The 23,067-nt window shown below is 44.0% G+C and carries 21 protein-coding genes; 17 read left to right on the forward strand and 4 right to left on the reverse strand.

What is annotated here, in order from left to right; all coding sequences use genetic code 11:
- Nucleotides 1–56 precede the first annotated feature (56 nt).
- The 4 genes from OCU50_RS10675 to lnt all read left to right on the forward strand — a co-directional run bounded on the left by OCU50_RS10675 (nucleotide 57) and on the right by lnt (nucleotide 4,201).
- Nucleotides 57–1,178, forward strand: a complete 1,122-nt coding sequence (locus tag OCU50_RS10675) for a PhoH family protein (RefSeq protein WP_060468444.1) — start codon at nucleotides 57–59, stop codon at nucleotides 1,176–1,178.
- Nucleotides 1,179–1,640: an rRNA maturation RNase YbeY gene (gene ybeY, locus OCU50_RS10680; RefSeq protein WP_060468445.1), complete on the forward strand. Its 462-nt coding sequence runs from the start codon at nucleotides 1,179–1,181 to the stop codon at nucleotides 1,638–1,640.
- A 120-nt stretch (nucleotides 1,641–1,760) separates the two neighbouring features.
- Nucleotides 1,761–2,651, forward strand: a complete 891-nt coding sequence (gene corC / locus OCU50_RS10685; RefSeq protein WP_017056793.1) for a CNNM family magnesium/cobalt transport protein CorC — start codon at nucleotides 1,761–1,763, stop codon at nucleotides 2,649–2,651.
- Nucleotides 2,652–2,683: 32 nt separating this feature from the next.
- A complete protein-coding gene (gene lnt, locus OCU50_RS10690) occupies nucleotides 2,684–4,201 on the forward strand; it encodes an apolipoprotein N-acyltransferase (protein ID WP_060468446.1) in 1,518 nt (505 codons plus the stop codon).
- Nucleotides 4,202–4,279: 78 nt separating this feature from the next.
- Here the strand turns inward: lnt and OCU50_RS10695 are convergent, their stop codons facing one another.
- Complete coding sequence (locus OCU50_RS10695) at nucleotides 4,280–4,750, reverse strand: zinc ribbon-containing protein (RefSeq protein WP_017056791.1); 471 nt, start codon at nucleotides 4,748–4,750, stop codon at nucleotides 4,280–4,282.
- Nucleotides 4,751–5,016: 266 nt separating this feature from the next.
- Here OCU50_RS10695 and leuS point away from each other — a divergent pair, with 266 nt between their 5' ends.
- The 12 genes from leuS (at nucleotide 5,017) to lipA (ending at nucleotide 17,833) form a co-directional block, all read left to right on the forward strand.
- Nucleotides 5,017–7,593, forward strand: a complete 2,577-nt coding sequence (leuS, locus tag OCU50_RS10700; RefSeq protein ID WP_060468447.1) for a leucine--tRNA ligase — start codon at nucleotides 5,017–5,019, stop codon at nucleotides 7,591–7,593.
- 217 nt (nucleotides 7,594–7,810) lie between these two features.
- Nucleotides 7,811–8,467, forward strand: coding sequence for an LPS-assembly lipoprotein LptE (locus OCU50_RS10705; RefSeq protein ID WP_060468448.1), 657 nt, complete (start codon nucleotides 7,811–7,813; stop codon nucleotides 8,465–8,467).
- A 9-nt stretch (nucleotides 8,468–8,476) separates the two neighbouring features.
- Complete coding sequence (gene holA / locus OCU50_RS10710) at nucleotides 8,477–9,502, forward strand: DNA polymerase III subunit delta (RefSeq protein WP_060468449.1); 1,026 nt, start codon at nucleotides 8,477–8,479, stop codon at nucleotides 9,500–9,502.
- Nucleotides 9,503–9,568: 66 nt separating this feature from the next.
- Nucleotides 9,569–9,886 carry a ribosome silencing factor gene (gene rsfS, locus OCU50_RS10715; protein ID WP_017056787.1) on the forward strand — a complete coding sequence of 106 codons (318 nt, stop codon included), beginning with the start codon at nucleotides 9,569–9,571 and terminating at the stop codon, nucleotides 9,884–9,886.
- Between the two features lie 3 nt (nucleotides 9,887–9,889).
- Nucleotides 9,890–10,360 carry a 23S rRNA (pseudouridine(1915)-N(3))-methyltransferase RlmH gene (rlmH, locus tag OCU50_RS10720; RefSeq protein ID WP_017068506.1) on the forward strand — a complete coding sequence of 157 codons (471 nt, stop codon included), beginning with the start codon at nucleotides 9,890–9,892 and terminating at the stop codon, nucleotides 10,358–10,360.
- A 6-nt stretch (nucleotides 10,361–10,366) separates the two neighbouring features.
- Nucleotides 10,367–12,259 (forward strand): penicillin-binding protein 2, encoded by a 1,893-nt coding sequence (gene mrdA, locus OCU50_RS10725; protein WP_060468596.1) that lies wholly within the window; start codon nucleotides 10,367–10,369, stop codon nucleotides 12,257–12,259.
- Nucleotides 12,259–13,380, forward strand: coding sequence for a rod shape-determining protein RodA (rodA, locus tag OCU50_RS10730; RefSeq protein WP_017056784.1), 1,122 nt, complete (start codon nucleotides 12,259–12,261; stop codon nucleotides 13,378–13,380). Before mrdA ends, rodA begins: the two co-directional genes overlap by 1 nt.
- Before the next feature lie 3 nt (nucleotides 13,381–13,383).
- The gene (locus OCU50_RS10735; RefSeq protein ID WP_060468450.1) at nucleotides 13,384–14,223 is read left to right on the forward strand and encodes a septal ring lytic transglycosylase RlpA family protein; all 840 of its coding nucleotides are present in this window, start codon (nucleotides 13,384–13,386) and stop codon (nucleotides 14,221–14,223) included.
- 93 nt (nucleotides 14,224–14,316) lie between these two features.
- Complete coding sequence (locus tag OCU50_RS10740) at nucleotides 14,317–15,498, forward strand: serine hydrolase (RefSeq protein WP_082710346.1); 1,182 nt, start codon at nucleotides 14,317–14,319, stop codon at nucleotides 15,496–15,498.
- Between the two features lie 231 nt (nucleotides 15,499–15,729).
- Entirely contained in the window at nucleotides 15,730–16,008 is a 279-nt protein-coding gene (ybeD, locus tag OCU50_RS10745) for a DUF493 family protein YbeD (RefSeq protein WP_026084358.1), read from the forward strand.
- Between the two features lie 195 nt (nucleotides 16,009–16,203).
- Nucleotides 16,204–16,863, forward strand: a complete 660-nt coding sequence (gene lipB / locus OCU50_RS10750) for a lipoyl(octanoyl) transferase LipB (RefSeq protein WP_017056781.1) — start codon at nucleotides 16,204–16,206, stop codon at nucleotides 16,861–16,863.
- Nucleotides 16,864–16,867: 4 nt separating this feature from the next.
- Nucleotides 16,868–17,833: a lipoyl synthase gene (gene lipA, locus OCU50_RS10755; RefSeq protein ID WP_046224568.1), complete on the forward strand. Its 966-nt coding sequence runs from the start codon at nucleotides 16,868–16,870 to the stop codon at nucleotides 17,831–17,833.
- A gap of 158 nt (nucleotides 17,834–17,991) precedes the next feature.
- Here the strand turns inward: lipA and OCU50_RS10760 are convergent, their stop codons facing one another.
- From OCU50_RS10760 to OCU50_RS10770, 3 genes are all read right to left on the reverse strand, one after another.
- The gene (locus OCU50_RS10760; protein ID WP_060468451.1) at nucleotides 17,992–19,353 is read right to left on the reverse strand and encodes a sodium-dependent transporter; all 1,362 of its coding nucleotides are present in this window, start codon (nucleotides 19,351–19,353) and stop codon (nucleotides 17,992–17,994) included.
- Nucleotides 19,354–19,634: 281 nt separating this feature from the next.
- Nucleotides 19,635–20,411 (reverse strand): YggN family protein, encoded by a 777-nt coding sequence (locus OCU50_RS10765; RefSeq protein ID WP_060468452.1) that lies wholly within the window; start codon nucleotides 20,409–20,411, stop codon nucleotides 19,635–19,637.
- An 88-nt stretch (nucleotides 20,412–20,499) separates the two neighbouring features.
- Entirely contained in the window at nucleotides 20,500–20,973 is a 474-nt protein-coding gene (locus OCU50_RS10770; protein ID WP_060468453.1) for a GreA/GreB family elongation factor, read from the reverse strand.
- 144 nt (nucleotides 20,974–21,117) lie between these two features.
- On the opposite strand from OCU50_RS10770, the gene OCU50_RS10775 reads away from it, so the two are divergent.
- Nucleotides 21,118–23,052, forward strand: coding sequence for a RecQ family ATP-dependent DNA helicase (locus tag OCU50_RS10775; protein WP_060468454.1), 1,935 nt, complete (start codon nucleotides 21,118–21,120; stop codon nucleotides 23,050–23,052).
- The last annotated feature ends 15 nt before the right edge of the window (nucleotides 23,053–23,067 follow it).

A 23,067-nucleotide genomic window follows, 5' to 3' on the forward strand; every position in this document is an offset into this window, starting at 1 on the left:
GCTTCTTGCTCTTTTATTTTTATTTAAGAGAGAATGGTACAAAATGAGAGGCTAATTTGAGCAATAAAATCGTTACCTTAGAGATAAATCTAGAGCCAGCAGACAACAAGCGCTTGGCAAATTTATGCGGACCATTCGACGACAACATCAAACACCTTGAGCGTCGCCTGGGTGTTGAGATTAATTACCGCAGCAACTTCTTCACAATCGTTGGTAAGCCTCACACGACAGCCGCCGCTTTAGACATCATCAAACACCTCTATGTTGAAACGGCTCCAGTTAAAGGCAACATCATCGATATCGAACCAGAGCAGGTGCATCTGGCGATCACCGAGTCAGGCATTTTGGAGCAACACGTCGAGTCTGAAATTGACTACGGCAAAGAAGTGACTATTAAGACTAAAAAAGGCGTTATCAAACCTCGAACGCCAAACCAAGCACAGTACCTAATGAATATGGTGACTCATGATATCACTTTTGGTATTGGCCCAGCAGGAACTGGTAAAACATATTTAGCCGTTGCGGCAGCTGTCGATGCACTCGAACGCCAAGAGGTTCGCCGTATTCTACTGACTCGCCCTGCTGTTGAAGCCGGTGAGAAACTTGGTTTCCTTCCTGGTGATTTAAGCCAGAAAGTCGATCCATATTTGCGTCCACTTTACGATGCACTCTTCGAAATGCTTGGCTTTGAACGTGTTGAAAAGTTGATTGAACGTAACGTGATTGAAGTAGCGCCTCTGGCCTATATGCGTGGCCGTACACTGAATGATGCTTTTATTATTCTTGATGAGAGCCAAAACACCACGGTTGAACAGATGAAAATGTTCTTAACCCGTATCGGTTTTAATTCGCGAGCTGTCATCACGGGTGATATAACGCAAATCGATTTACCTCGTGGTGCAAAATCTGGTCTACGTCATGCAACTGAAGTGCTCAGTGAAGTTGATGACATTAGCTTTAACTTCTTCATGTCTGAAGACGTTGTTCGTCACCCAGTGGTTGCTCGTATCGTCAATGCCTACGAGAAGTGGGAAGCAAAAGACCAGAAAGAGCGCAAAGAGTTTGAACAACGTAAACGTGAAGAGAGAGAAGCCAAACTTCTTGAGGCTCAACAAGTAGCGACGACACAACTAGCAACACAAAATACTTCTGCGGTTACAGGGCAAGGTGATAAATAGATGTCTATTGAACTAGACCTGCAATTAGCGGTCGAAAATGAGCAAGGTCTCCCAACCGAACAAGATATTCAGCTTTGGTTAGACAAGACCATTCCTCAGTTTCAAGAGAACGCCGAGTTGACAGTTCGTATCGTAGATACAAAAGAAAGCCACCAGCTCAATCATGAATACCGTGGAAAAGACAAACCGACTAACGTGTTGTCTTTTCCATTCGAGGCTCCTCCTGGGATCGAGTTAGATCTACTGGGCGACCTTATTATCTGCCGCCAAGTTGTCGAGAAAGAAGCAGAAGAGCAAAATAAGCCTCTGTTAGCACACTGGGCTCATATGGTTGTACATGGTAGCCTCCATCTGCTAGGTTATGATCATATCGAAGATGATGAAGCTGAAGAGATGGAGTCACTCGAGACAGAAATCATGCAAGCTATGGGCTTTGAAGACCCTTACATTCTAGAAAAGTAAATTGATTCTAGTAAAGTAGATTGCAGAGAAACAATAACTCATCGAACCTGTTGTTTTTACAGGAATCTGAGTTTTAATGTGTGCTATCACACTTCTGGTAGCGTTATTTTTTGAGAAATCATGAACGAAGGTAACCCCCCCACTTCTGAGGGAAGTAAAAAATCTGAAGGTCCGAGTAGAAAGTCCTTCTTTGAACGCCTAGGCCAACTATTTCAAGGCGAAATGAAAGACCGCCAAGAGCTCGTAGATATTATCCGCGACTCAGAAATTAATGACCTAATTGACCACGACACTCGCGACATGCTCGAAGGTGTTATGGAGATTTCAGAGATGCGAGTACGCGATATCATGCTGCCTCGCTCTCAAATGGTTACAGTTGAACGCACCGATGACTTAGATACATTGACTGCGCTTATTACTGATGCTCAACACTCTCGCTACCCAGTGATCAGTGAAGATAAAGACCATGTTGAAGGCATTCTATTAGCGAAGGACCTACTTAAGTATCTAGGTTCAGACAGTGCCCCATTTGATATCGAACAAGTGATTCGCCCTGTCGTGGTTGTTCCGGAAAGTAAGCGAGTTGATCGCCTACTTAAGGAGTTCCAAGAAGAGCGTTACCACATGTCTATCGTAGTCGATGAGTTTGGCGGTGTTTCTGGCCTAGTCACCATTGAAGATATCCTCGAAGAAATCGTTGGTGAAATAGAAGACGAGTTTGACGATGAAGAAGAGCTAGATATTCGCAAGCTGAGTAAGCATACCTATTCGGTTAAAGCTTTAACCACCATTGAAGAGTTTAACGAAACGTTTAACACAACCTTCAGTGATGATGAAGTAGATACTGTGGGTGGTATGGTGATGACAGCCCTCGGTCATCTGCCTGTTCGTGGAGAAGTAGTAGAAATCGACAACTACCATTTCAAAATAACATCAGCGGATAATCGTCGCGTGATCCAGCTACAGGTAACCGTTCCTGATGAGCAACCTCTTCCGACTACCGAAGAATAACTACCTCTCTCCAAAGAGATGACAGAAATTAGATGACTAAGACCTTTATTCATCGCCTATTACGGCCGCTTGCGGCCGTTTTTGTTGGCGCTATAACAACCTTTTCGTTTGCACCATACTCGATATGGTCTCTTGCTATTCTCAGCCCAGCCTTATTACTTTTGCTGATCCACAACCGATCACCTAAAAGTGCGCTTTGGATTGGTTATGCATGGGGTTTAGGCCAATTTACAACAGGTATCAGCTGGGTATATGTCAGCATTGATGGCTTTGGTGGAATGCCGCTGGCAGCCAACCTGTTTTTAATGGCATTGCTTGTTGGCTACCTAGCTGTTTATTCGGGTCTATTTACTTGGAGTCTAAACAAGTTTTTTCCTGCTAATAGTCTCAGTCGATATTTCCTCGCGGCGCCAGCATTGTGGTTAATCAGTGATTGGCTGCGTGGATGGGTAATGACTGGTTTCCCTTGGTTATGGTTAGGCTATAGCCAAATCGATTCTCCGTTAGGCTCATTCGCACCTATTGGCGGTGTAGAACTGGTCACTCTGGCGATCATTATTTCAGCCTCCGCACTTGCCTATACGGTTATCAACAAGGCATGGAGTGTCAGCATCATCCCTGCCATCGTGTTTAGTGCAGGTTTCGGTATTCGAAACATCGATTGGGTGACACCGAACCTAGACAAAACAACGTCAGTCGTATTAATCCAAGGTAACGTCGCTCAAGACAGTAAATGGCTACCCAGTCATCGCTGGCCAACTATGATGAAATACACAGACCTGAGCAGAGAAAACTGGGGCGCAGATATCATCATCTGGCCTGAAGCGGCGATCCCTGCATTTGAGGTTGAGATCCCTTCTTTCTTACGCAACTTAGACAGCGCAGCCAAGATGAACAACAGCTCAATCATCACCGGTGTGCTAAATCAGTCTGAAGATAAGAAGTACTACAACAGTATTCTGTCACTAGGAGTAAACCCATACGGCGAATATAGCTATGATCCAAACGAACGCTACCATAAACATCACCTATTACCATTTGGTGAGTTCGTTCCGTTTGAAGATATCCTTCGTCCATTGGCACCATTATTCAACTTACCAATGTCATCGTTCAGCCGCGGCGATTTCGTCCAGCCAAACATAGTGGCAAATGGTCGTCACCTTGCGCCTGCGCTGTGTTATGAAATAATCTTTAATGAACAAGTAAGGCGAAATGTTACCGATGAGACAGACTTTATCTTAACGCTCTCTAACGATGCGTGGTTTGGTCGTTCAATTGGGCCTCTGCAACATATGGAAATCGCTCAAATGCGTGCTCTAGAGCTCGGCAAGCCTCTTATTCGCTCTACCAACAATGGCGTAACGGCTGTGACAGATCACAAAGGCAAGATCATCAAACAGATACCTCAGTTTGAAACCGCAGTATTAAAAGCTGAGCTTGTTTCAACAGATGGTCAAACCCCTTATCACGTGGTCGGTACTTGGCCGCTGTATATCTGGGCTTTGTTGAGCTTGGTGGTTGGTTGGCTGGTGAGAAGACAAAAAGACTAAATACAAGATGCAGGTTGATGTGAGAGCATCAACCTTCATCTTTATTATTAAACAGTTTAGAAGAGAAAGCAGCTAAAGCTAAGGTTTCAATGCCTTTCGGCTAAATCCAGTCGAACCGCACTTAATGCAAGGGATAATGGTTGTTGGGTGGTTATATTCCGTTTGATTCCCACACTCATCACATACGAGTGTACCTAAACCAATAACTTCACCAGCTTGATATAGACCTTGGTGCTCCAGGTCTTGGAACAGTTCAACCCACTCCACTTTAGTTCGATCAGTGATATCTAACAGACCTTGCCAAATAGAGTCTGCAATCATCAAATAAAATGGACCGCTTTTACTCTCTTCGTAACTTTCAGAAAACTCTTTCAAGTCCGACTTAACATACGCTGAAATCAATGATAACTCGTCTTTGGTCATATCATTGGCTGCTTTAGCAAACTTACCTGACGTTTCAATTTTATTGTTGAACTCTTCGGGGCTATGCTTCAGCGTTTCAATTACCTCTTCGACGACTTCTTCATAGAGTGCTTTTTTCTTCGGCATAAACAACCTCCTTAAGATTACAAACCTTTATCTTAGGTAACTGGTATACAGCTAAGCAAGCAATCCCTCACAAACAAATGCAATTCATACCCTTAAGCATAGCTGTCTTAAGTAATACGGTTGAATTTACGCAATCAACCATGGTGCAACTGCAAGTATGAAGGGTATAACTATTGTTGTACTAAGCTCCTTTAGGTATTCTATGACGATCTGTAAGATTCTGTTCTAACCGAACTCACAAATTCCAAGATAACCGGATACCATCGATGCAAGAACAATATAACCCGCAAGAGATTGAACAAAAGGTTCAACAACACTGGGATGACAGCGAAACTTTCGTTGTAAGTGAAGACCCAAACAAAGAAAAATTCTACTGTCTGTCTATGTTCCCGTACCCAAGTGGCCGACTGCACATGGGTCACGTGCGTAACTACACCATCGGTGATGTGGTATCTCGTTTCCAACGTCTACAAGGCAAAAACGTAATGCAGCCAATTGGTTGGGATGCATTCGGCCTGCCTGCAGAAAACGCAGCTGTTAAGAACAACACAGCGCCTGCACCATGGACTTACGAAAACATCGAGTACATGAAAAACCAGCTTAAGCTGTTAGGCTTTGGTTACGACTGGAACCGTGAATTCGCAACTTGTACGCCTGAGTACTACCGTTGGGAACAAGAGTTCTTCACTAAGCTTTACGAAAAAGGCCTAGTTTACAAGAAGACTTCTTCTGTTAACTGGTGTCCGAACGACCAAACTGTACTAGCAAACGAGCAAGTAGAAGATGGCTGCTGCTGGCGTTGTGATACCCCAGTAGAGCAAAAGAAAATCCCACAGTGGTTCATTAAGATCACTGAGTACGCACAAGAGCTACTCGACGATCTAGACAACCTTGAAGGTTGGCCTGAAATGGTTAAGACCATGCAGCGCAACTGGATCGGCCGCTCTGAAGGTGTTGAGCTATCTTTCGCTGTTAACGGTGAAGAAGCGCCACTGGAAGTTTACACAACGCGTCCAGACACACTAATGGGTGTTTCTTACGTGGGTATCGCTGCAGGTCACCCTCTTGCAGAGAAAGCATCTCAAAACAACCCAGAGCTTGCTGCATTCGTTGAAGAGTGTCGTAACACTAAAGTGGCTGAAGCTGAACTCGCAACAATGGAAAAGAAAGGTATGGATACTGGCTTAACGGCTATCCACCCTCTTAACGGTCGTCTTGTTCCTGTATACGTAGCAAACTTCGTTCTTATGGATTACGGCACAGGTGCGGTAATGGCGGTTCCTGCTCACGATCAACGTGACTACGAATTCGCAACGAAGTACGGCATCGACATCATTCCTGTAATCAAGCCTGAAGATGGTTCTGAGCTAGACGTGTCTGAAGCAGCTTACACAGAGAAAGGTGTGCTGTTCGATTCTGGTGAGTTCGATGGTCTTGCTTTCCAAGAAGCATTCGATGCTATTGCTGCGAAGCTTGAAGCTGAAGGCAAAGGTAAGAAGACAGTAAACTTCCGTCTACGTGACTGGGGTGTATCTCGTCAACGTTACTGGGGTGCGCCAATCCCAATGGTAACCACTGAAGACGGTGAAGTTCACCCAGTACCAGCAGACCAACTACCCGTTATTCTTCCAGAAGACGTGGTAATGGATGGCGTAACTAGCCCAATCAAGGCAGACAAGTCTTGGGCAGAAACAACCTTCAACGGCGAACCGGCTCTACGTGAAACTGATACATTCGATACGTTCATGGAGTCTTCTTGGTACTACGCTCGTTACTGTTCACCACAAGCTGACGATATCTTAGATCCAGAGAAAGCAAACTACTGGCTACCAGTGGACCAATACATTGGTGGTATTGAGCACGCGTGTATGCACCTGCTTTACTCTCGCTTCTTCCATAAATTGCTGCGTGACGCAGGTTACGTAACGTCTGATGAACCGTTCAAGCAACTTCTATGTCAAGGTATGGTTCTAGCTGACGCGTTCTTCCACACGAATGAGAAAGGCACGAAAGAGTGGATTGCTCCTACTGATGTGACTATCGATCGTGACGGTAAAGGTCGCATCGAAAAAGCAGTCGACAACCAAGGCCGCGACGTTGAACACTCAGGCATGATCAAGATGTCTAAGTCGAAAAACAACGGTATCGACCCACAAGAGATGGTAGACAAGTACGGTGCTGACACAGTACGTCTATTCATGATGTTTGCTTCTCCTGCAGATATGACACTTGAGTGGCAAGAATCTGGCGTTGAAGGCGCAAACCGCTTCCTTAAACGTGTTTGGAAGCTAGTTCACGCTCACTCTTCTAAGGGTACAGCTGAATCTGTTGATGCTTCTGCTCTGTCTGGTGACCAAAAAGCACTTCGTCGTGACATCCACAAGACTATCGCGAAAGTAACGGACGATATCGGCCGTCGCCAAACGTTCAACACAGCAATCGCTGCGATCATGGAACTGATGAACAAGCTAGCGAAAGCACCTCAAGAGTCGGTACAAGATCGTGCAATCCTTGATGAAGCGCTAAAAGCTGTCGTTCGCATGCTTTACCCAATGACGCCACACATCTCTTACGAAATGTGGGTTGCGCTGGGTGAATCAAACGTAGACTCAGCAACATGGCCAACTTTCGATGAGAAAGCGCTAGTGGAAGACGAGAAAACTATCGTTGTCATGATCAACGGTAAGCTACGTGCGAAACTGACGGTTGCTGCTGATGCGACCGAAGAGCAAGTTCGTGAACTTGGTCTAAACGATGAAAACGCTAAGAAGTTCCTAGATGGCCTAACTATCCGTAAGGTTATCTTCGTACCTGGTAAGCTTCTAAACATCGTAGCTAACTAATATTGGCAAACTAACAGTTGCAGGCTAAAACTGGCTCACTGGTTTTAGCCTGCATACATAACTGCTGTAACGAACTTATTTCGTTTTTAGTAGTCTGTAGACAGGGTAACGAATTACCCCTGTCTACTTATTTAAGCGCTTTCCATTCAGAGCCACACGACTCGAAGAAACTAAAGCCTTTAAATAAGTATTCTACCTTCATGAGAGCCATCAAATAATGCGCCTGATTTCACTATCTTCATTGAAAGTTACTATTGTTGTTTTAACCGTTAGCCTACTGAGTGCCTGTGGCTTCCACCTGCGTGGTGATTACTCCGTACCAGAAGAACTCAACAAGATCTCTGTGACCAGTTACGACCAATACAGCACGTTTACACGTATGATGAAAAGTCAGTTACGCATGAATGATGTAGAAATTGTGCCACCTGCGCAGAACACTCCTAACCTGCACATTATTCGCGAGAGTGTTGGCGAGCGCACTCTGTCTCTTTACCAAAATACACGTGCGGCAGAAAAAGAACTCACATTCCGCGCTTCTTATCGCGTAACCATCCCAGAGGTTGGTTCAAAAACGTTCTCAACGAGCGTAACCCGTAGTTACCTAGATAACCCGTTAACAGCATTAGCAAAATCGGTTGAGCGAGAAATGATTGAAGATGAGATGCGTAAGCTTGCAACCAGTCAAATCCTTCGCCAAATGGCTCGCCTAAAAGCGACTATTGCAGCTGGCAGTATGGACCTAGAAGCCTTAGGTAATGTTCAAGTGAAAGAACTTGAGAAACAGTACAACATTAAGAACATCGAAATTGACGACATTGAGATCGACGCCAGTGCAGCATCTGATGCTGAGCCCAGTGTAACTGTCGAGCAATAGGTTTATTTAATGCGTATTTTTGCTGATCGTCTACCAGAGCAACTTGCTAAGCAGTTAAGCAACGTTTACCTCATTTTTGGTAACGAGCCTTTACTGCTGCAAGAAAGCCGAGAAGCGATTCAAAAGACAGCCAAAGAGCAAGGCTTCGAAGAACGTCACCGTTTTGTGATTGATAATAGCCTCGACTGGAATCAAGTCTATGACTGCACTCAGGCATTGAGCCTGTTCTCTAGCCGTCAAATAATCGAGCTGGAACTGCCAGAATCAGGTGTGAATGCTGCAATAGCGAAAGAACTGCTCGCCATCTCTGAGCATATTCACAGCGATATTTTGTTAATTTTAATTGGTACTAAGCTAACCAAAGCTCAAGAGAATGCTAAATGGTTTAAAGCGCTCTCTAATCAAGGCCACTGGGTAAGCTGTTTAACTCCTGATATCAGCCGATTGCCTCAATTTGTTCAGGCTCGTTGTCGTCAAATCGGCTTGTCGCCAGATCCTGAAGCCATTCAAATGCTGGCTCAGTGGCACGAGGGGAACCTTTTTGCACTGACTCAGAGCCTAGAAAAACTGGCACTGCAATACCCAGATGGAAAGCTCACTTTAGTACGCTTAGAAGAATCGCTGAGTCGACACAACCACTTTACTCCTTTCCACTGGAGTGATGCATTGCTGGCAGGTAAAGGCAATCGCGCACAACGAATCTTAAGGCAACTCGAAGCGGAAGGTGTTGAGCCAGTCATTTTACTGCGCAGCGTACAACGTGAACTTTCTTTGTTGTTGCAAATGCAGCAACAAATGAAACAGATGCCGATTGGTCAGATCTTCGAAAAACACCGCATCTGGCAATCTAAAAAGCCGCTTTATAACGCCGCGCTAACAAGAGTTTCGATTTCTCAATTACACTCCCTGTTCGCGCTGCTCACTCAAGCAGAATTGATGACAAAAACCCAATATGAGCAATCGCCTTGGCCACTAATTCATCAGTTAAGCGTAGAGTTTTGTATCCCTTCAGCTTCAATACCATCTCACGCATAAAAGCGTGTTATATTCTAAGGTCAATAGACCCTAAGCAAAGCTACATTCAGATTAAAGGAACACCCTGTGTTACGTGAAGAACTAAAAGATTTTCTTGCAGACAAAGCCGACGACATGAAAGCAGAATCGATAGTGACTATCGATGTAGAAGGCAAATCAAGTGTGACTGATTACATGATTGTTTGTACTGGTACCTCTAAACGCCATGTTGCCTCCATTGCACAGCACGTTGCAGATGAAGTGCGTAAAGCAGGTATGCAACCACTCGGTATTAATGGTCAGCAAGAAGGTGAATGGGTCGTTCTCGATATGGGTACAAGCATGTTACACGTTATGCAAGAAGAACATCGTGAGCTGTACCAACTAGAAAAACTTTGGGGCTAAGCTTTGAAGATCCAGTTAATCGCAGTTGGTACAAAAATGCCAAAGTGGGTTGAAGAAGGGTTTCAAGAATACAAACGCCGCTTCCCTCACGATATGCCATTAGAACTCATTGAAATCACTGCGGGAAAGCGCGGGAAAAATGCCGATATAGCACGCATTCTTCAAAAGGAAGGCGAAGCGATGTTGGCTGCGGTTCCAAAAGGCAACCGCATTGTCACGCTCGATATCCCAGGACGCAAGTGGGATACCCCTCAACTAGCTGAACAATTAGAAAGCTGGAAGCTGGATGGACGTGACGTTTCAATCTTAATTGGCGGACCTGAAGGGTTAGCCCCTGCATGTAAAGCGGCTGCCGACCAAAGCTGGTCTTTGTCAGCACTTACTCTGCCTCACCCATTAGTACGCGTTATCATGGCTGAAAGCTTGTATCGAGCTTGGAGCATTACCGCTAACCATCCGTATCATCGAGAATAAGTGTTAATGTTACGTAAACGTAGCCAAATCCGTGATTACAAAGCAGAAGCACGACTATTTACTAGTCGTGCTTTTGTTGCGTTTATAGGGATCATCGTGATGATGTCGATGTTGGTTGTTAACCTGTATAACATTCAAGTCAACCAGTATCAGGACTATAAAACTCGCTCCAACGACAACCGTATCAAGGTCGTTCCAATCGCCCCCAATCGCGGTTTGATTTACGATCGCAATGGCGTCCTTCTTGCTGAAAACCGTCCAGTTTTTAACTTAGAAGTTACACCAGAAAAAATTAAAAATATGGATGATACTATCGTCCGTTTACAAACTTTAATCGATATTCCGCCAGAACGTATCGAGCGCTTTAATCGTGATCGCCGAAATTCACGACGTTTTAAATCCGTTCCAATTTTAAACCAACTGACTCAAGAGCAAGTGGCGGTTTTTTCCGTAAATCAGCACAAGTTCCCGGGCGTTGAAGTGACAGGCACACTAAAGCGTTTTTATCCGTATGGTGATGTACTGACCCACGTTATTGGCTACGTATCTCGTATCAATGACAGAGACATACAACGACTAGAGCGCGAAGAGAAATACGCCAATTATCAAGCGACTCGTGACATTGGTAAGCTAGGTATTGAAAGGTACTACGAAGATACGCTGCATGGGACAGCGGGTTACCAAGAAGTCGAAGTTAACAGCCGTGGTCGAGTCATTCGCACATTAAAATTTGTTCCTTCCATTCCAGGTAAAGATATTGTTCTCAACCTCGATATCAACCTACAACTTTACGTGCATAAAATACTTGATGGTCGTCGAGGTTCAGCTGTCGTTCTCGATCCGAAAGATAACGGTGTACTGGCTATGGTTTCCAGCCCAAGCTATGACCCAAACGCCTTTGTTCATGGTATATCTTCAAAAGGTTACAACGCCTTATTACAAAACAAAGATAGACCTTTGGTTAACCGTGCAACACTAGGTATTTATCCACCAGCTTCTACTATCAAACCGTTCATTGCCGTTGCAGCTCTGCAAGAGGGCGTAATAACGCCAAATACAACGCGTAATGACCCCGGTTATTGGAAGATACCAAACTCGAAAACAAAACCGTTCCGTGATTGGCGTCGCTGGGGACACGGTAAAGTTGATATTGTCCAAGCCATTGAAGAATCTGTTGATACGTTCTTCTACCAAATATCCTTTGATCTAGGCATAGATCGTTTATCTAAGTGGATGATGCTATTTGGCTTTGGGGACTACACTGGGATCGATATTTACGAAGAAAGTAAAGCCAACATGCCTACTCGTGAATGGAAGATGGCAAGACACCGTGTGCCTTGGTATCAAGGTGATACCATTCCTGTTGGTATTGGCCAAGGCTACTGGACAGCCACACCTATGCAAATCGCCAAGGCCACCTCTGTATTAGTCAACGAAGGTAAAGTGACAGCACCTCACTTGTTGCGCTCGACGATTGAGAATGCCCAGCCGTTCGATGAACAAACAATATCAGAGATCGTAACTTACCCCCCTATTACCGGTGTTAAACAAAAGTACTGGGATATAGCGCAAGAAGGTATGAGGTTGGTAAACCACGGGCGTAAAGGTACGGCAAGACGCTCATTCCGAAATATGTCTTACCAAACCGCGGGTAAGTCAGGAACAGCACAGGTCTTTGGCTTGAAGGAGAATGAAGAGTACAACGCTGACGAGATTGCCGAGCACTTACGCGATCACGCTCTATTTACTGGTTACGCTCCTTTTGAAAACCCTGAAGCCGTAGTCACCATTGTTTTAGAAAATGCAGGTGGCGGTTCATCAAATGGTGGGCCAGTAGTAAGACAAATTCTAGACCATATTATCCTTGCAGAAGATGACGACAGTAAGGCAACAAAATAATGAAACTTGATCCTTCAACAGGGAGAAATAGAGCCTTATTTGAAAGGCTACATATCGACCTAACACTATTACTCGGTATCCTAGCTTTAATGGGCTTCGCCTTACTGATAATGTACAGCGCGAGTGGTCAAAGCCTGGCAATGATGGATCGCCAGGCCATGCGCATGGCACTCTCCTTGGGGGTTATGATTTTCTTAGCGCAAATTTCGCCTCGTACCTACGAAACCTTAGCTCCACTGCTGTTCGCTGTTGGTGTCATTCTACTATTGGGGGTGTTATTTTTTGGTGAAGCTTCTAAAGGTGCACAGCGTTGGTTGAACTTCGGCTTTGTTCGATTCCAGCCTTCTGAACTATTGAAACTTGCGGTACCTTTGATGCTGGCACGTTTTATCGGTAAGCGCTCACTTCCGCCCACCTTACAGACCTTGACACTCTCTTTAGTCATGGTTCTTGTACCGACTATTTTAATCGCTAAGCAACCCGATTTAGGAACATCGATACTCATCGCGGCGTCAGGTATCTTCGTAATATTCCTTTCAGGTATTAGTTGGAAGATCATCGCCAGTGCCGCAATTGCTCTTGGCGCGTTCATTCCAATTCTGTGGTTCTTCTTGATGCGCGAATATCAAAAAGTACGGGTAAGAACCCTTTTTGACCCTGAATCCGATCCATTAGGTGCGGGTTACCACATCATTCAGAGTAAGATTGCGATAGGTTCGGGTGGGATATCAGGAAAAGGTTGGCTGCAAGGCACGCAGTCTCAACTGGAGTTTATCCCAGAACGACACACCGACTTCATTTTTGCAGTGATTGCCGAAGAGTGGGGCATGATTGGTATTTTGTTTTTGCTTGCTATTTACCTGTTTATTATTGGACGCGGGTTAATACTTGCGAGCCAAGCGCAAACGGCCTTTGGCCGAATGATGGGCGGCAGTATTGTATTGAGCTTCTTCGTCTATATTTTTGTAAACATTGGCATGGTAAGTGGCATCCTTCCAGTTGTAGGTGTCCCCCTTCCTCTGGTTAGTTATGGCGGTACTTCAATGGTTACCCTTATGGCTGGTTTTGGTATTTTAATGTCTATCCATACACATAGAAAAGCATTCTCAAAGGCGACCTAATCGATGTCTATTAAAACGTTTCCAAAAAAAGCATCCTTGGTTGATGAACTGCCAATCAAAAAAATAGTCTCTATCTTAGGGCTAGCGATTTTAATTAATGGTTGTTCTTCACAGCAGCCAACAGGCCGCTACGATATTGATTCAGATATTGCACCAGACGCACCTATCTCGGTAGAGCATTTAGAGGACGCTCACCCTCAGTATGAACCGTACAGCTTAGGTGGTAACACGGATTACACTCTGCGTGGCGAAAACTACAAAATAGTACAAAAGACCCAAGGGTTTACTGAGAAAGGCAAAGCCTCTTGGTACGGTAAGAAATTTCATGGTCATTTAACGTCTAATGGCGAGATCTACGACATGTATTCGATGTCTGCAGCGCACAAAACATTACCCATTCCAAGCTATGTAAAAGTGACGAATACCGACAATAACAAAACCACGATTGTTCGTATCAATGACCGCGGCCCATTTCATGAAGGCCGAATCATTGACCTTAGTTATGCGGCGGCTTACAAGCTCGATGTTTTGAGAACGGGCACGGCTAATGTGGAGATTGAAGTCATCACAGTCGCTATGCCGACCGATGCGAATAAAAAAGCCACTTTACCTCAATTTATCATTCAGGTTGCCACATCTCGGCATAAAGACAGAACTGAGAACTTAGCCAAAGATCTAGGTGGAAAGCTTGCAGTAGCAACCTTCTTACAGTCAAATGATGATAACTACCGTCTGATGCTTGGGCCATTTCATGACTATGCGCTGACTCAAGAGAAATTAAAACAGGTTAAGCTTATGGGTTACCCGTCAGCTTATATAAAAAAACACACACTAACTCGCTAATTAATCTAACAGTTACTTCTGGTAATCAGCGCTCTGGTGTGACAGAGTGATTCTGTTAAGATATGAATAGTTAACCAAATAATTGCATTCAAAATGATTAAATCTAATAAACTTGTTAAATCGATTTTTGCTACTTCTGTTGCGCTTTCAGCAACAATAGCTACATCATCATTCGCCGCTCCTATTGTTGTTCCTGACGCACCCCAAATCGCCGCTAAAGGTTTTGTTCTAATGGATTACCATTCGGGCAAAGTACTAGCCGAGAAAGAGATGAATACTCAACTTTCTCCAGCAAGTTTAACCAAGATGATGACGAGCTACGTGATTGGCCAAGAGCTTGATCGTGGTAACATCAACCTGAACGACGACGTTGTAATCAGCGAAAATGCTTGGGCTAAAAATTTCCCAGATTCATCTAAAATGTTCGTTGAAGTGGGTACAACGGTTAAAGTTGAAGAACTGAACCGCGGAATCATTATTCAATCAGGTAACGATGCTTGTGTTGCTATGGCCGAACACATTGCCGGATCTGAAGACGCATTTGTTGATCTCATGAACGCATGGGCAAGCTCTATCGGCATGAAAGGCACGCACTTCGCTAACGTGCACGGTTTAGATAACCCGAACCTATACTCAACGCCTTATGATATGGCGCTACTTGGTCAGGCGCTGATTCGCGACGTTCCTGATGAGTATCGTATCTACTCAGAGAAAAAATTCACTTACAATGGCATAACCCAATACAACCGTAACGGTCTGTTGTGGGACAAGAGCATGAACGTTGATGGCATAAAAACTGGCCACACGAACAACGCAGGTTACAGCCTAGTAAGCTCAGCGACAGAAGGAAAAATGCGCTTAGTTGCTGTTGTTATGGGCACTAAGAATACAAACGCTCGTAAGACCGAAAGCAAAAAGCTACTGAGCTACGGTTTCCGTTTCTTCGAAACAGTTGCACCACATACAGCCGGTGAAACCTTCGTTGAAGAGAAGATCTGGATGGGTAGCCAAGATACCGTTGCTTTAGGCGTAGACGAAGATACTTTCGTTACGCTTCCTCGTGGTCAAGCGAAGAACTTAAAGGCAAGCTTCGTTCTTGAGAAAGAGCTAGAAGCGCCAATCAGTAAAGGCGATGTTGTAGGTAAGCTGTTCTATCAAGTAGACGGTGAAGACGTTGCTGAATACCCACTGCTCGCACTTGAAAATGTAGAGCAAGGCAGCCTATTTAGCCGTCTGTGGGACTACTTAGTACTGCTTTTCAAAGGTTTCTTCTAACGAGTTAAAGGTTTGTTCTAAACAATACCTAAACTTCTTACAGAGCTAACCTAATGAGTAAGTTCATAATTTACTCATTAGCGAAAAAAAAGCCGCTATGTGCGGCTTTTGTTGATCTTGAGTTCGATGATATTTACACGTAATATTCCGCCTTATTACTCGTGTCTGTTGACCGAACACGCTTTTTATCGACATATCGCCAATTTGCGAGAGTCTAGCCTTTTGGAGCTAATCATGAACATCAATTCTGATGCAAAACTAAAAGACCTCTTAGAGTTCCCTTGTTCATTCACTTACAAGGTAATGGGCCACGCTAAGCCAGAACTGACTGAGCTAGTGCTAGAAGTGATCCAGCGTCATGCTCCTGGTGACTACAGTCCAACGCTAAAACCGAGTGCGAAAGGTAACTACCACTCCGTTTCTATCAATATTACTGCGACATCAATCGAACAAGTAGAAACACTATATAAAGAACTGGGCGAGATCGAAATCGTTCGGATGGTTCTGTAGTTTTCGATTACGCATGAAAAACAGCGGCTTATTGCCGCTGTTTTTATTTAAAGCTTTCTATCAATGCCGAATTCATTCAACTTAATTTTAAATAAATACAAAGAAAGTTGAAAAACCTTGCAGTCCGTCTGTAGTTAGAATCATGTTTCGCGTTTATAATGCGTTCACTTTGTTAATCCTTGAGGGAGTGCTGATTTGCAAAATAAGCTAATTGTAAAAAAATTAGGTCGTCAGGATTACGAACCTGTATGGAAAGCCATGCATAAGTTCACAGACGAACGCACAGAAGAAGATGTAGACCAAGTTTGGTTAGTTGAACATAACCCTGTCTTCACTCAAGGACAAGCAGGTAAAGCTGAGCATGTATTAAATGCTGGTGATATCCCTGTGGTACAAAGCGATCGCGGTGGCCAAGTGACTTATCATGGCCCGGGTCAGTTAGTCGCTTACTTTTTGATTAATATCCGCCGCAAGAAATTCGGAGTACGTGATTTGGTGACTCATATCGAGAACCTCGTAATCAATACTATGAAAGCTTACAATATAGATTCAGCTGCCCGACCTGACGCTCCTGGTGTTTATGTCGATGGCAAGAAGATCTGTTCACTCGGATTACGTATTCGACGCGGCTGCTCCTTCCACGGGCTAGCACTCAACGTTAATATGGATCTGTCTCCTTTCCTACGCATTAATCCATGTGGTTACCAAGGTATGGAAATGGCACAAGTAAGCCAACTCGGTGGACCAAGTGAATTAGAAAACGTTGAGCAACAGTTAATACAAGAGCTTGTAGAATTACTCGATTATGACCAAGTAGACATTCAAGCCACCAGTAACATTACAGCAGAAGCATAAAATCATGAGCAAACCAATCCAAATGGAAAAAGGCGTTAAATATCGTGACGCTGACAAAATGGCATTAATTCCCGTAAAGAATATGCCTGCTGAACAGAAAGAAGTTCTACGCAAGCCTGACTGGATGAAGATTAAACTGCCTTCAGACAGCCATCGTATCCAAGAAATCAAATCTGCAATGCGCAAAAACAACCTACATTCAGTTTGTGAAGAAGCGTCTTGTCCTAACCTAGCCGAGTGCTTTAACCACGGTACGGCAACGTTTATGATTCTTGGCGCTATCTGTACTCGCCGCTGCCCGTTCTGTGATGTTGCCCATGGTCGCCCGGTTGCTCCTGAAGCAGAAGAGCCGAAGAAACTGGCTAAGACGATTAAAGACATGAAACTGAAGTACGTAGTAATCACTTCAGTTGACCGCGATGATCTACGTGATGGTGGCGCTCAGCACTTTGCTGACTGTAACCGTGAAATTCGTGAGCAAAACCCAAATATTCGTATCGAAACACTGGTTCCTGACTTCCGTGGTCGTATGGACGTTGCACTTGATCTAATGAAAGACAACCCGCCAGATGTTTTCAACCACAACCTAGAGACAGCGCCACGTCTATACCGTAAAGCGCGTCCAGGTGCGAACTACAAGTGGTCTCTTGATCTACTGAAAAAATTCAAAGAGCAACACCCTGATATTCCAACAAAGTCAGGTGTAATGATGGGTCTTGGTGAGACTAAAGAAGAGATCGTTCAAGTACTGAAAGACCTTCGTGAACATGGTGTAACTATGCTGACACTAGGCCAATACCTAGCGCCAAGCCGTCACCACTTACCAGTAGAACGTTACGTGCCGCCTTCTGAGTTCGATGAACTAAAAGAGATTGCTCTTGAACTAGGCTTCACTCACGCCGCTTGTGGCCCGTTTGTGCGTTCTTCTTACCATGCCGACTTGCAAGCTCAAGGTATGGAAATTAAGTAATCACATAGCTTAAACCAAAATTGAAAAGGCGCTGAACTGTATGTTCAGCGCCTTTTTTCTATCGAGTAAAACAAGCTTGTTCGATATAAAAACAACAAGGCCACTCAATAAGAGTGGCCTTGAACTACACGTCTAATGCTCTAGGCAGTAAATGGTTACTAACCGAAAGAAGCCCAAATAACCGTTGCCACTAAGCCTGGGCATACGAACTTCACATACATTGGCCACACTTTACCAAACCAGCCAAGTTGAAAATCAGGACAGCCTTGCTCAAGCTCTTTCACTTTTGAAGCTCGGCTCCACACCCAGCCGCCAAACAGGCAGAACATCAGTGCTGCAATCGGTTGAAGGTATTGAGTCGCTATCATCGCAACCATGCCAAACATCGCAGCAAAGTTGTAAACAATCACCACACTGAACAGTGCAATAGCACCACCAATCACCCAACTCGTTGCCGTTCGTCTGGTATTGAAACGCTCGCTCACTAGCGCTACAGGCCCTTCCAGCATCGAAATTGAAGAAGTAAGGGCTGCAATCGTTAGCAACAAGAAGAAGACAATTGCGAAGATCTGACCAAGTACACCTAAACTATCAAACATCAAAGGCAAAACCGTGAACACTAAAGTATCAGAACTTAACAACGAGCCATCTTCCGCATAGATTTGAACACCTTTTTGCATCGCGACAAACATTGCAGGCATTACGACCAAACCCGCAATAAAAGCAACCGCGGTATCAACCAAAGTAACGTTCATTGCCATTTTTGGCAGATTCTCTTTCTTGCTTAAGTAAGAACCATAAACCAACATTGAGCATCCACCAATGGTGAGCGAGAAGAATCCCTGTCCCATCGCTGCTAGAATCAGTTTTCTATCCCACACCTTTTCAAAGTTTGGCACTAAATAGTGCTTTAGGCCTTCCATCGCGCCAGCTTGCGTCATGATATAAACAAACAATAAACCGAACAACACAAACAGTGCAGGCATCAAACGCGTCGACCACTTCTCGATACCTTGCTTAACACCACCCTGTACAATCAGAATAGTCAGTACATAGAACGCCACGGTACCAAATACATTGCGCTCAACACTGAAACCTTTAAACCAATCCGCAATAATCTCTAGGCCAATCAGGTCAGCAACAGCACCGATCAGGAAACAGATCAACCACCCACCAACAATGCTATAGAAAGCTAATACTGCACTTGGGACACTTAGGCCAATCCAGCCGACAAATTCACCGACTTTTTTGCCTAAAGGTTTTTTAGTTAAAGAGCGCATGCTATCGACAGGGTTCGCTTGACCATGACGCCCAATCGCCATCTCAACCACCAGCATTGGAAAAGCAACCACGAAGATCATGAACAAATAGACTAAGAGAAAAGCGCCACCACCGTTACTGGCAACTTGGGTTGGGAAGCCCCAAATATTTCCCAAACCAACAGCGGCACCAGCCGCTGCTAAAATAAAACCCAAACGAGAGCTAAAATGCTCTCTTGAAGAGGAAGATTGTTGCTCCATATCTCTCACATCAAAATCAGCGAACTAGTTTAGAAGTACAATAATAAAAAGTAATGTTAGGCACAACCAATAAATGAATAATTCGCTAATTTTTATAGTTAATTCACTATTTAGAACCATCAAATTAACAGAAAGCCAGTTTTATTAATTTAAATACATCGAGAAAACCAAATAGCCCTCTACCTCAAAACTAACCAACACTAAAATAACCTTATCAACTCAATCCAATAGAAACAAAAAAAGCACCAATCGGTGCTCTTTTTATTCCTATCCACTTCAGGTTAGATCGTAAATACCTGATAATCTTTTAGGTTCGGAATGATGTCATGCAGCTCTTGCTCTTGTTCTGCCATCTCATCTAGAGAATCACAAAACTCAGCCGTTTCTTCTTCTACTTGTTGAGCATGCTCTTTCATTTTCTCTTCTACTGTGAGCTTTAATTCAGCCATACTATCAGCCAACTCGGTAAGATTTAATCCACCCTCTTGCTTCATTTTCTCTGACATCGCATTAAAAGCGCTAGAGATAAACTCTTGGTTAAAGATTTTCTTAGCCTTATCGAAATCTTCAGACCAACCATTGGCCATCGAGTCAAAACTATTAGCTGGCAGCACTAACTCACCGTCTTTATAATAACGAGCTTCTAGTTCTGCGAAGTACTCTTTCATTGAACTTTTTACATTATCAAAAGACTCAGGGGAATCGAGGCTAACCGCGATGTCATCAATAACGTCATTAGCTAGCGCTAAGCTATCGTTAGCCATTTGTTTCGCTCGTGGTAAATACTCACTCATGTTGTCACGGTATTCCTCTATTGCTGCTTGTTGATCAGCATCGAGTTCAACCTTTTCACCATGGATATAGAGATCATTATTGTTATCAAAGACAGCAGTATCACCATTCACTTGGTGGATTTCGACTTTTTGATCATCGATTCGTAATTCATTCTTCAAATCAACTCGACACTGAGCTGCAAACGTTGGCAAGCTCACAACAGCTATTGCAGCTGTTAGTGATGCAATTAATACATTGTTTTTCATAAATATATTGCTTTTCATAACATCCTCTCATCAATCTGACAAATTACTATACCTTGGCTTTATGCTTCTTTGTCAGAGAAACGTTTTATATCTATTAGCCAGTTAGTTAGTCGATAGATATAACTTCGTAGCAAAACTGTTTATCAGCGACCTTAAACTCAATCTCATCACCGACTTCTTTCCCCATTAGAGCCTGACCAAAAGGTGCATTTTCCGTCACGATAGCGATCTCATGATGATTCCACGTTACAGAAAGCCCTCCGACTCTCGGTCCAATGAAAAAGTGTTTATATTCATCATTTTCGTCAATAACCACAACATAGCTGCTTACTGCAATCTTTTCACTGTCACGTAATACTAGATTCCGATAGCACTGGATATCATCTTCACACTCTTGCACTCGCATCGCTTGACCATGGGCGAGATATGAAGCTTCTAGTGCCAATGTATCATACTTATGTTCTGGCACAGTTTCTTCATCGGTCGCAGCGTCAATAGCTCGTTGAGTAGCAGATTGTGCGATACGTAATCGGGATTCGAGTTGTTCTAAGATTATTTGTCGAAGCTCAGACTTATTCATACTTTTGGGGTGCTTTTCTATAGGAGCTACAGAATAGAATTAGGTACAATCAGGTGCAAGACATTTGATTCATCGAGCGACGCTATCACCAATAAGCGCTGCTTTAGCATCAGTACAACACTTAATAATTCAGGTAGAGCATAAATGATTGAGCAGAAGCTAAAACAGGTATTCGGATTCGATTCACTGCGTCATGGGCAAAAGCAAGTCATTGATAATGTTCTATCTGGTCATTCAACTGCCGCTATATTCCCGACGGGTTCAGGCAAGTCGCTTTGTTATCAATTACCAGCGTTGGAGTTACCTCATTTAACCTTAGTGATATCACCACTATTAGCGTTAATGAAAGATCAACTCAGCTTCTTACACGATAAAGGCATCAGCGCAGCCGCAATAGAATCAAGCCAAGACAGACAAACGACACAACAAGTCATGCAGTCAGTACGTAACGGTGACACCAAAATCCTAATGATCTCCGTTGAGCGCCTGAAGAATGAACGATTTCGCCAGTTCATTTCTCAGGTTCCAATCTCGCTGCTTGTGGTCGATGAGGCGCACTGTATCTCGGAGTGGGGACACAACTTTAGACCAGACTACCTGAAGCTTCCTCAATACCAAAAACAGCTGAATATTCCTCAGGTGCTATTGCTCACGGCAACCGCAACGACCTCTGTTATCCAAGATATGAAGTCTAAGTTTGATATCGATGAAGAGCGTGTTGTGGTTACTGGCTTCTATCGTCAAAACCTCGACCTGTCGATTCAACCTTGTGAACAAACCAGCAAGCTAGAAACCTTGTGTAATGTTGTTAACCAAGCATCTCAGGCGCCAACCATTGTTTATGTCACCCTTCAACAAACAGCAGAAATGGTCGCACAGCAGCTTCGTAATGCTGGCGTTAACGCCGTGGCTTATCACGCTGGTCTTAAGCCAGAAAACAGAGATGCAATTCAACACCAATTCATGAATGACGACGTGAACTGTATTGTGGCGACGATTGCCTTTGGCATGGGCGTCGACAAATCCAATATTCGCCGAGTTATTCACTTCGATCTCCCAAAATCGATAGAGAACTACTCGCAAGAGATAGGCAGAGCGGGACGAGATGGTCAGCCATCTGAATGTATTTTACTTGCTAACAAGTATGGCCTAAGTACTCTAGAGAACTTCGTCTTTGGCGACACGCCAGACAACATAGCAATCCAAGCAGTATTGAAGGAGATCTACGAGAATCAGAACATTGGTGCTTCTGGCGCAAACCAATGGGAAATCATGCTCAACCAACTATCACGTGAGTCCAACATTCGTCAGTTGCCATTAAAGACACTACTGGTGTACCTCGAAATTGAAGGGGTGATTGAGCCTAAATACAGCTACTTCGCTGATTACAAATTTAAGTTCATTCGTCCTAAGCAGCAGATCTCCGAACCATTCCAAGGGGAGCGTCGTAATTTCGTAGAAGCAGTTTTCCAATGCTCGCCTCAAGCAAGAGTCTGGTGCCAAGTCGATTTCGACGCACTTTGGACACACTTCCAAGCGGATCGTCAACGTGTTATCGCAGCTATCGATTACTTCAATGAACAAGGTTGGATCGAACTGGAAAGCAAGCAGATCACAGATGTCTACGCAATCCATAATACCTCTGAAGATATGATGCAACTATCTGAACGCCTAACTGAGCTATTTAAGGCAAAAGAGAGCAGTGAAATTAATCGCCTCGATCAGATGCTGAGCTTCTTTGAATCCGACACCTGTCTAAGCTCACGCCTTGCGAGTTACTTTGCCGACGACAAAGCCCCTACCAATTGTGGACACTGTTCAGTATGTCGCGGTCAAGTCGCAATGTTACCCACTGTTGATGTTGAACCTATTGATGATGAGACGGTGATAACATGGATTCATGAGTTTGTATCTAAGAGCCAACAATTGATTACCGACGAAGCCATTACTCGTTTTTTATGCGGAATCGCCACTCCGCTTTCAACCAAACTTAAAGCGAGCAAGATGAACGGTTACGGCAAGCTCGAACAACAACCATTCAGTGATACTTTAGCGCGAGTTAAACAGCTACCTAGGTAAGCCAAGTTCTTTTTC

The organism is Vibrio toranzoniae (genome assembly GCF_024347655.1).
GTDB classification, from domain to species: Bacteria; Pseudomonadota; Gammaproteobacteria; order Enterobacterales; family Vibrionaceae; genus Vibrio; species Vibrio toranzoniae.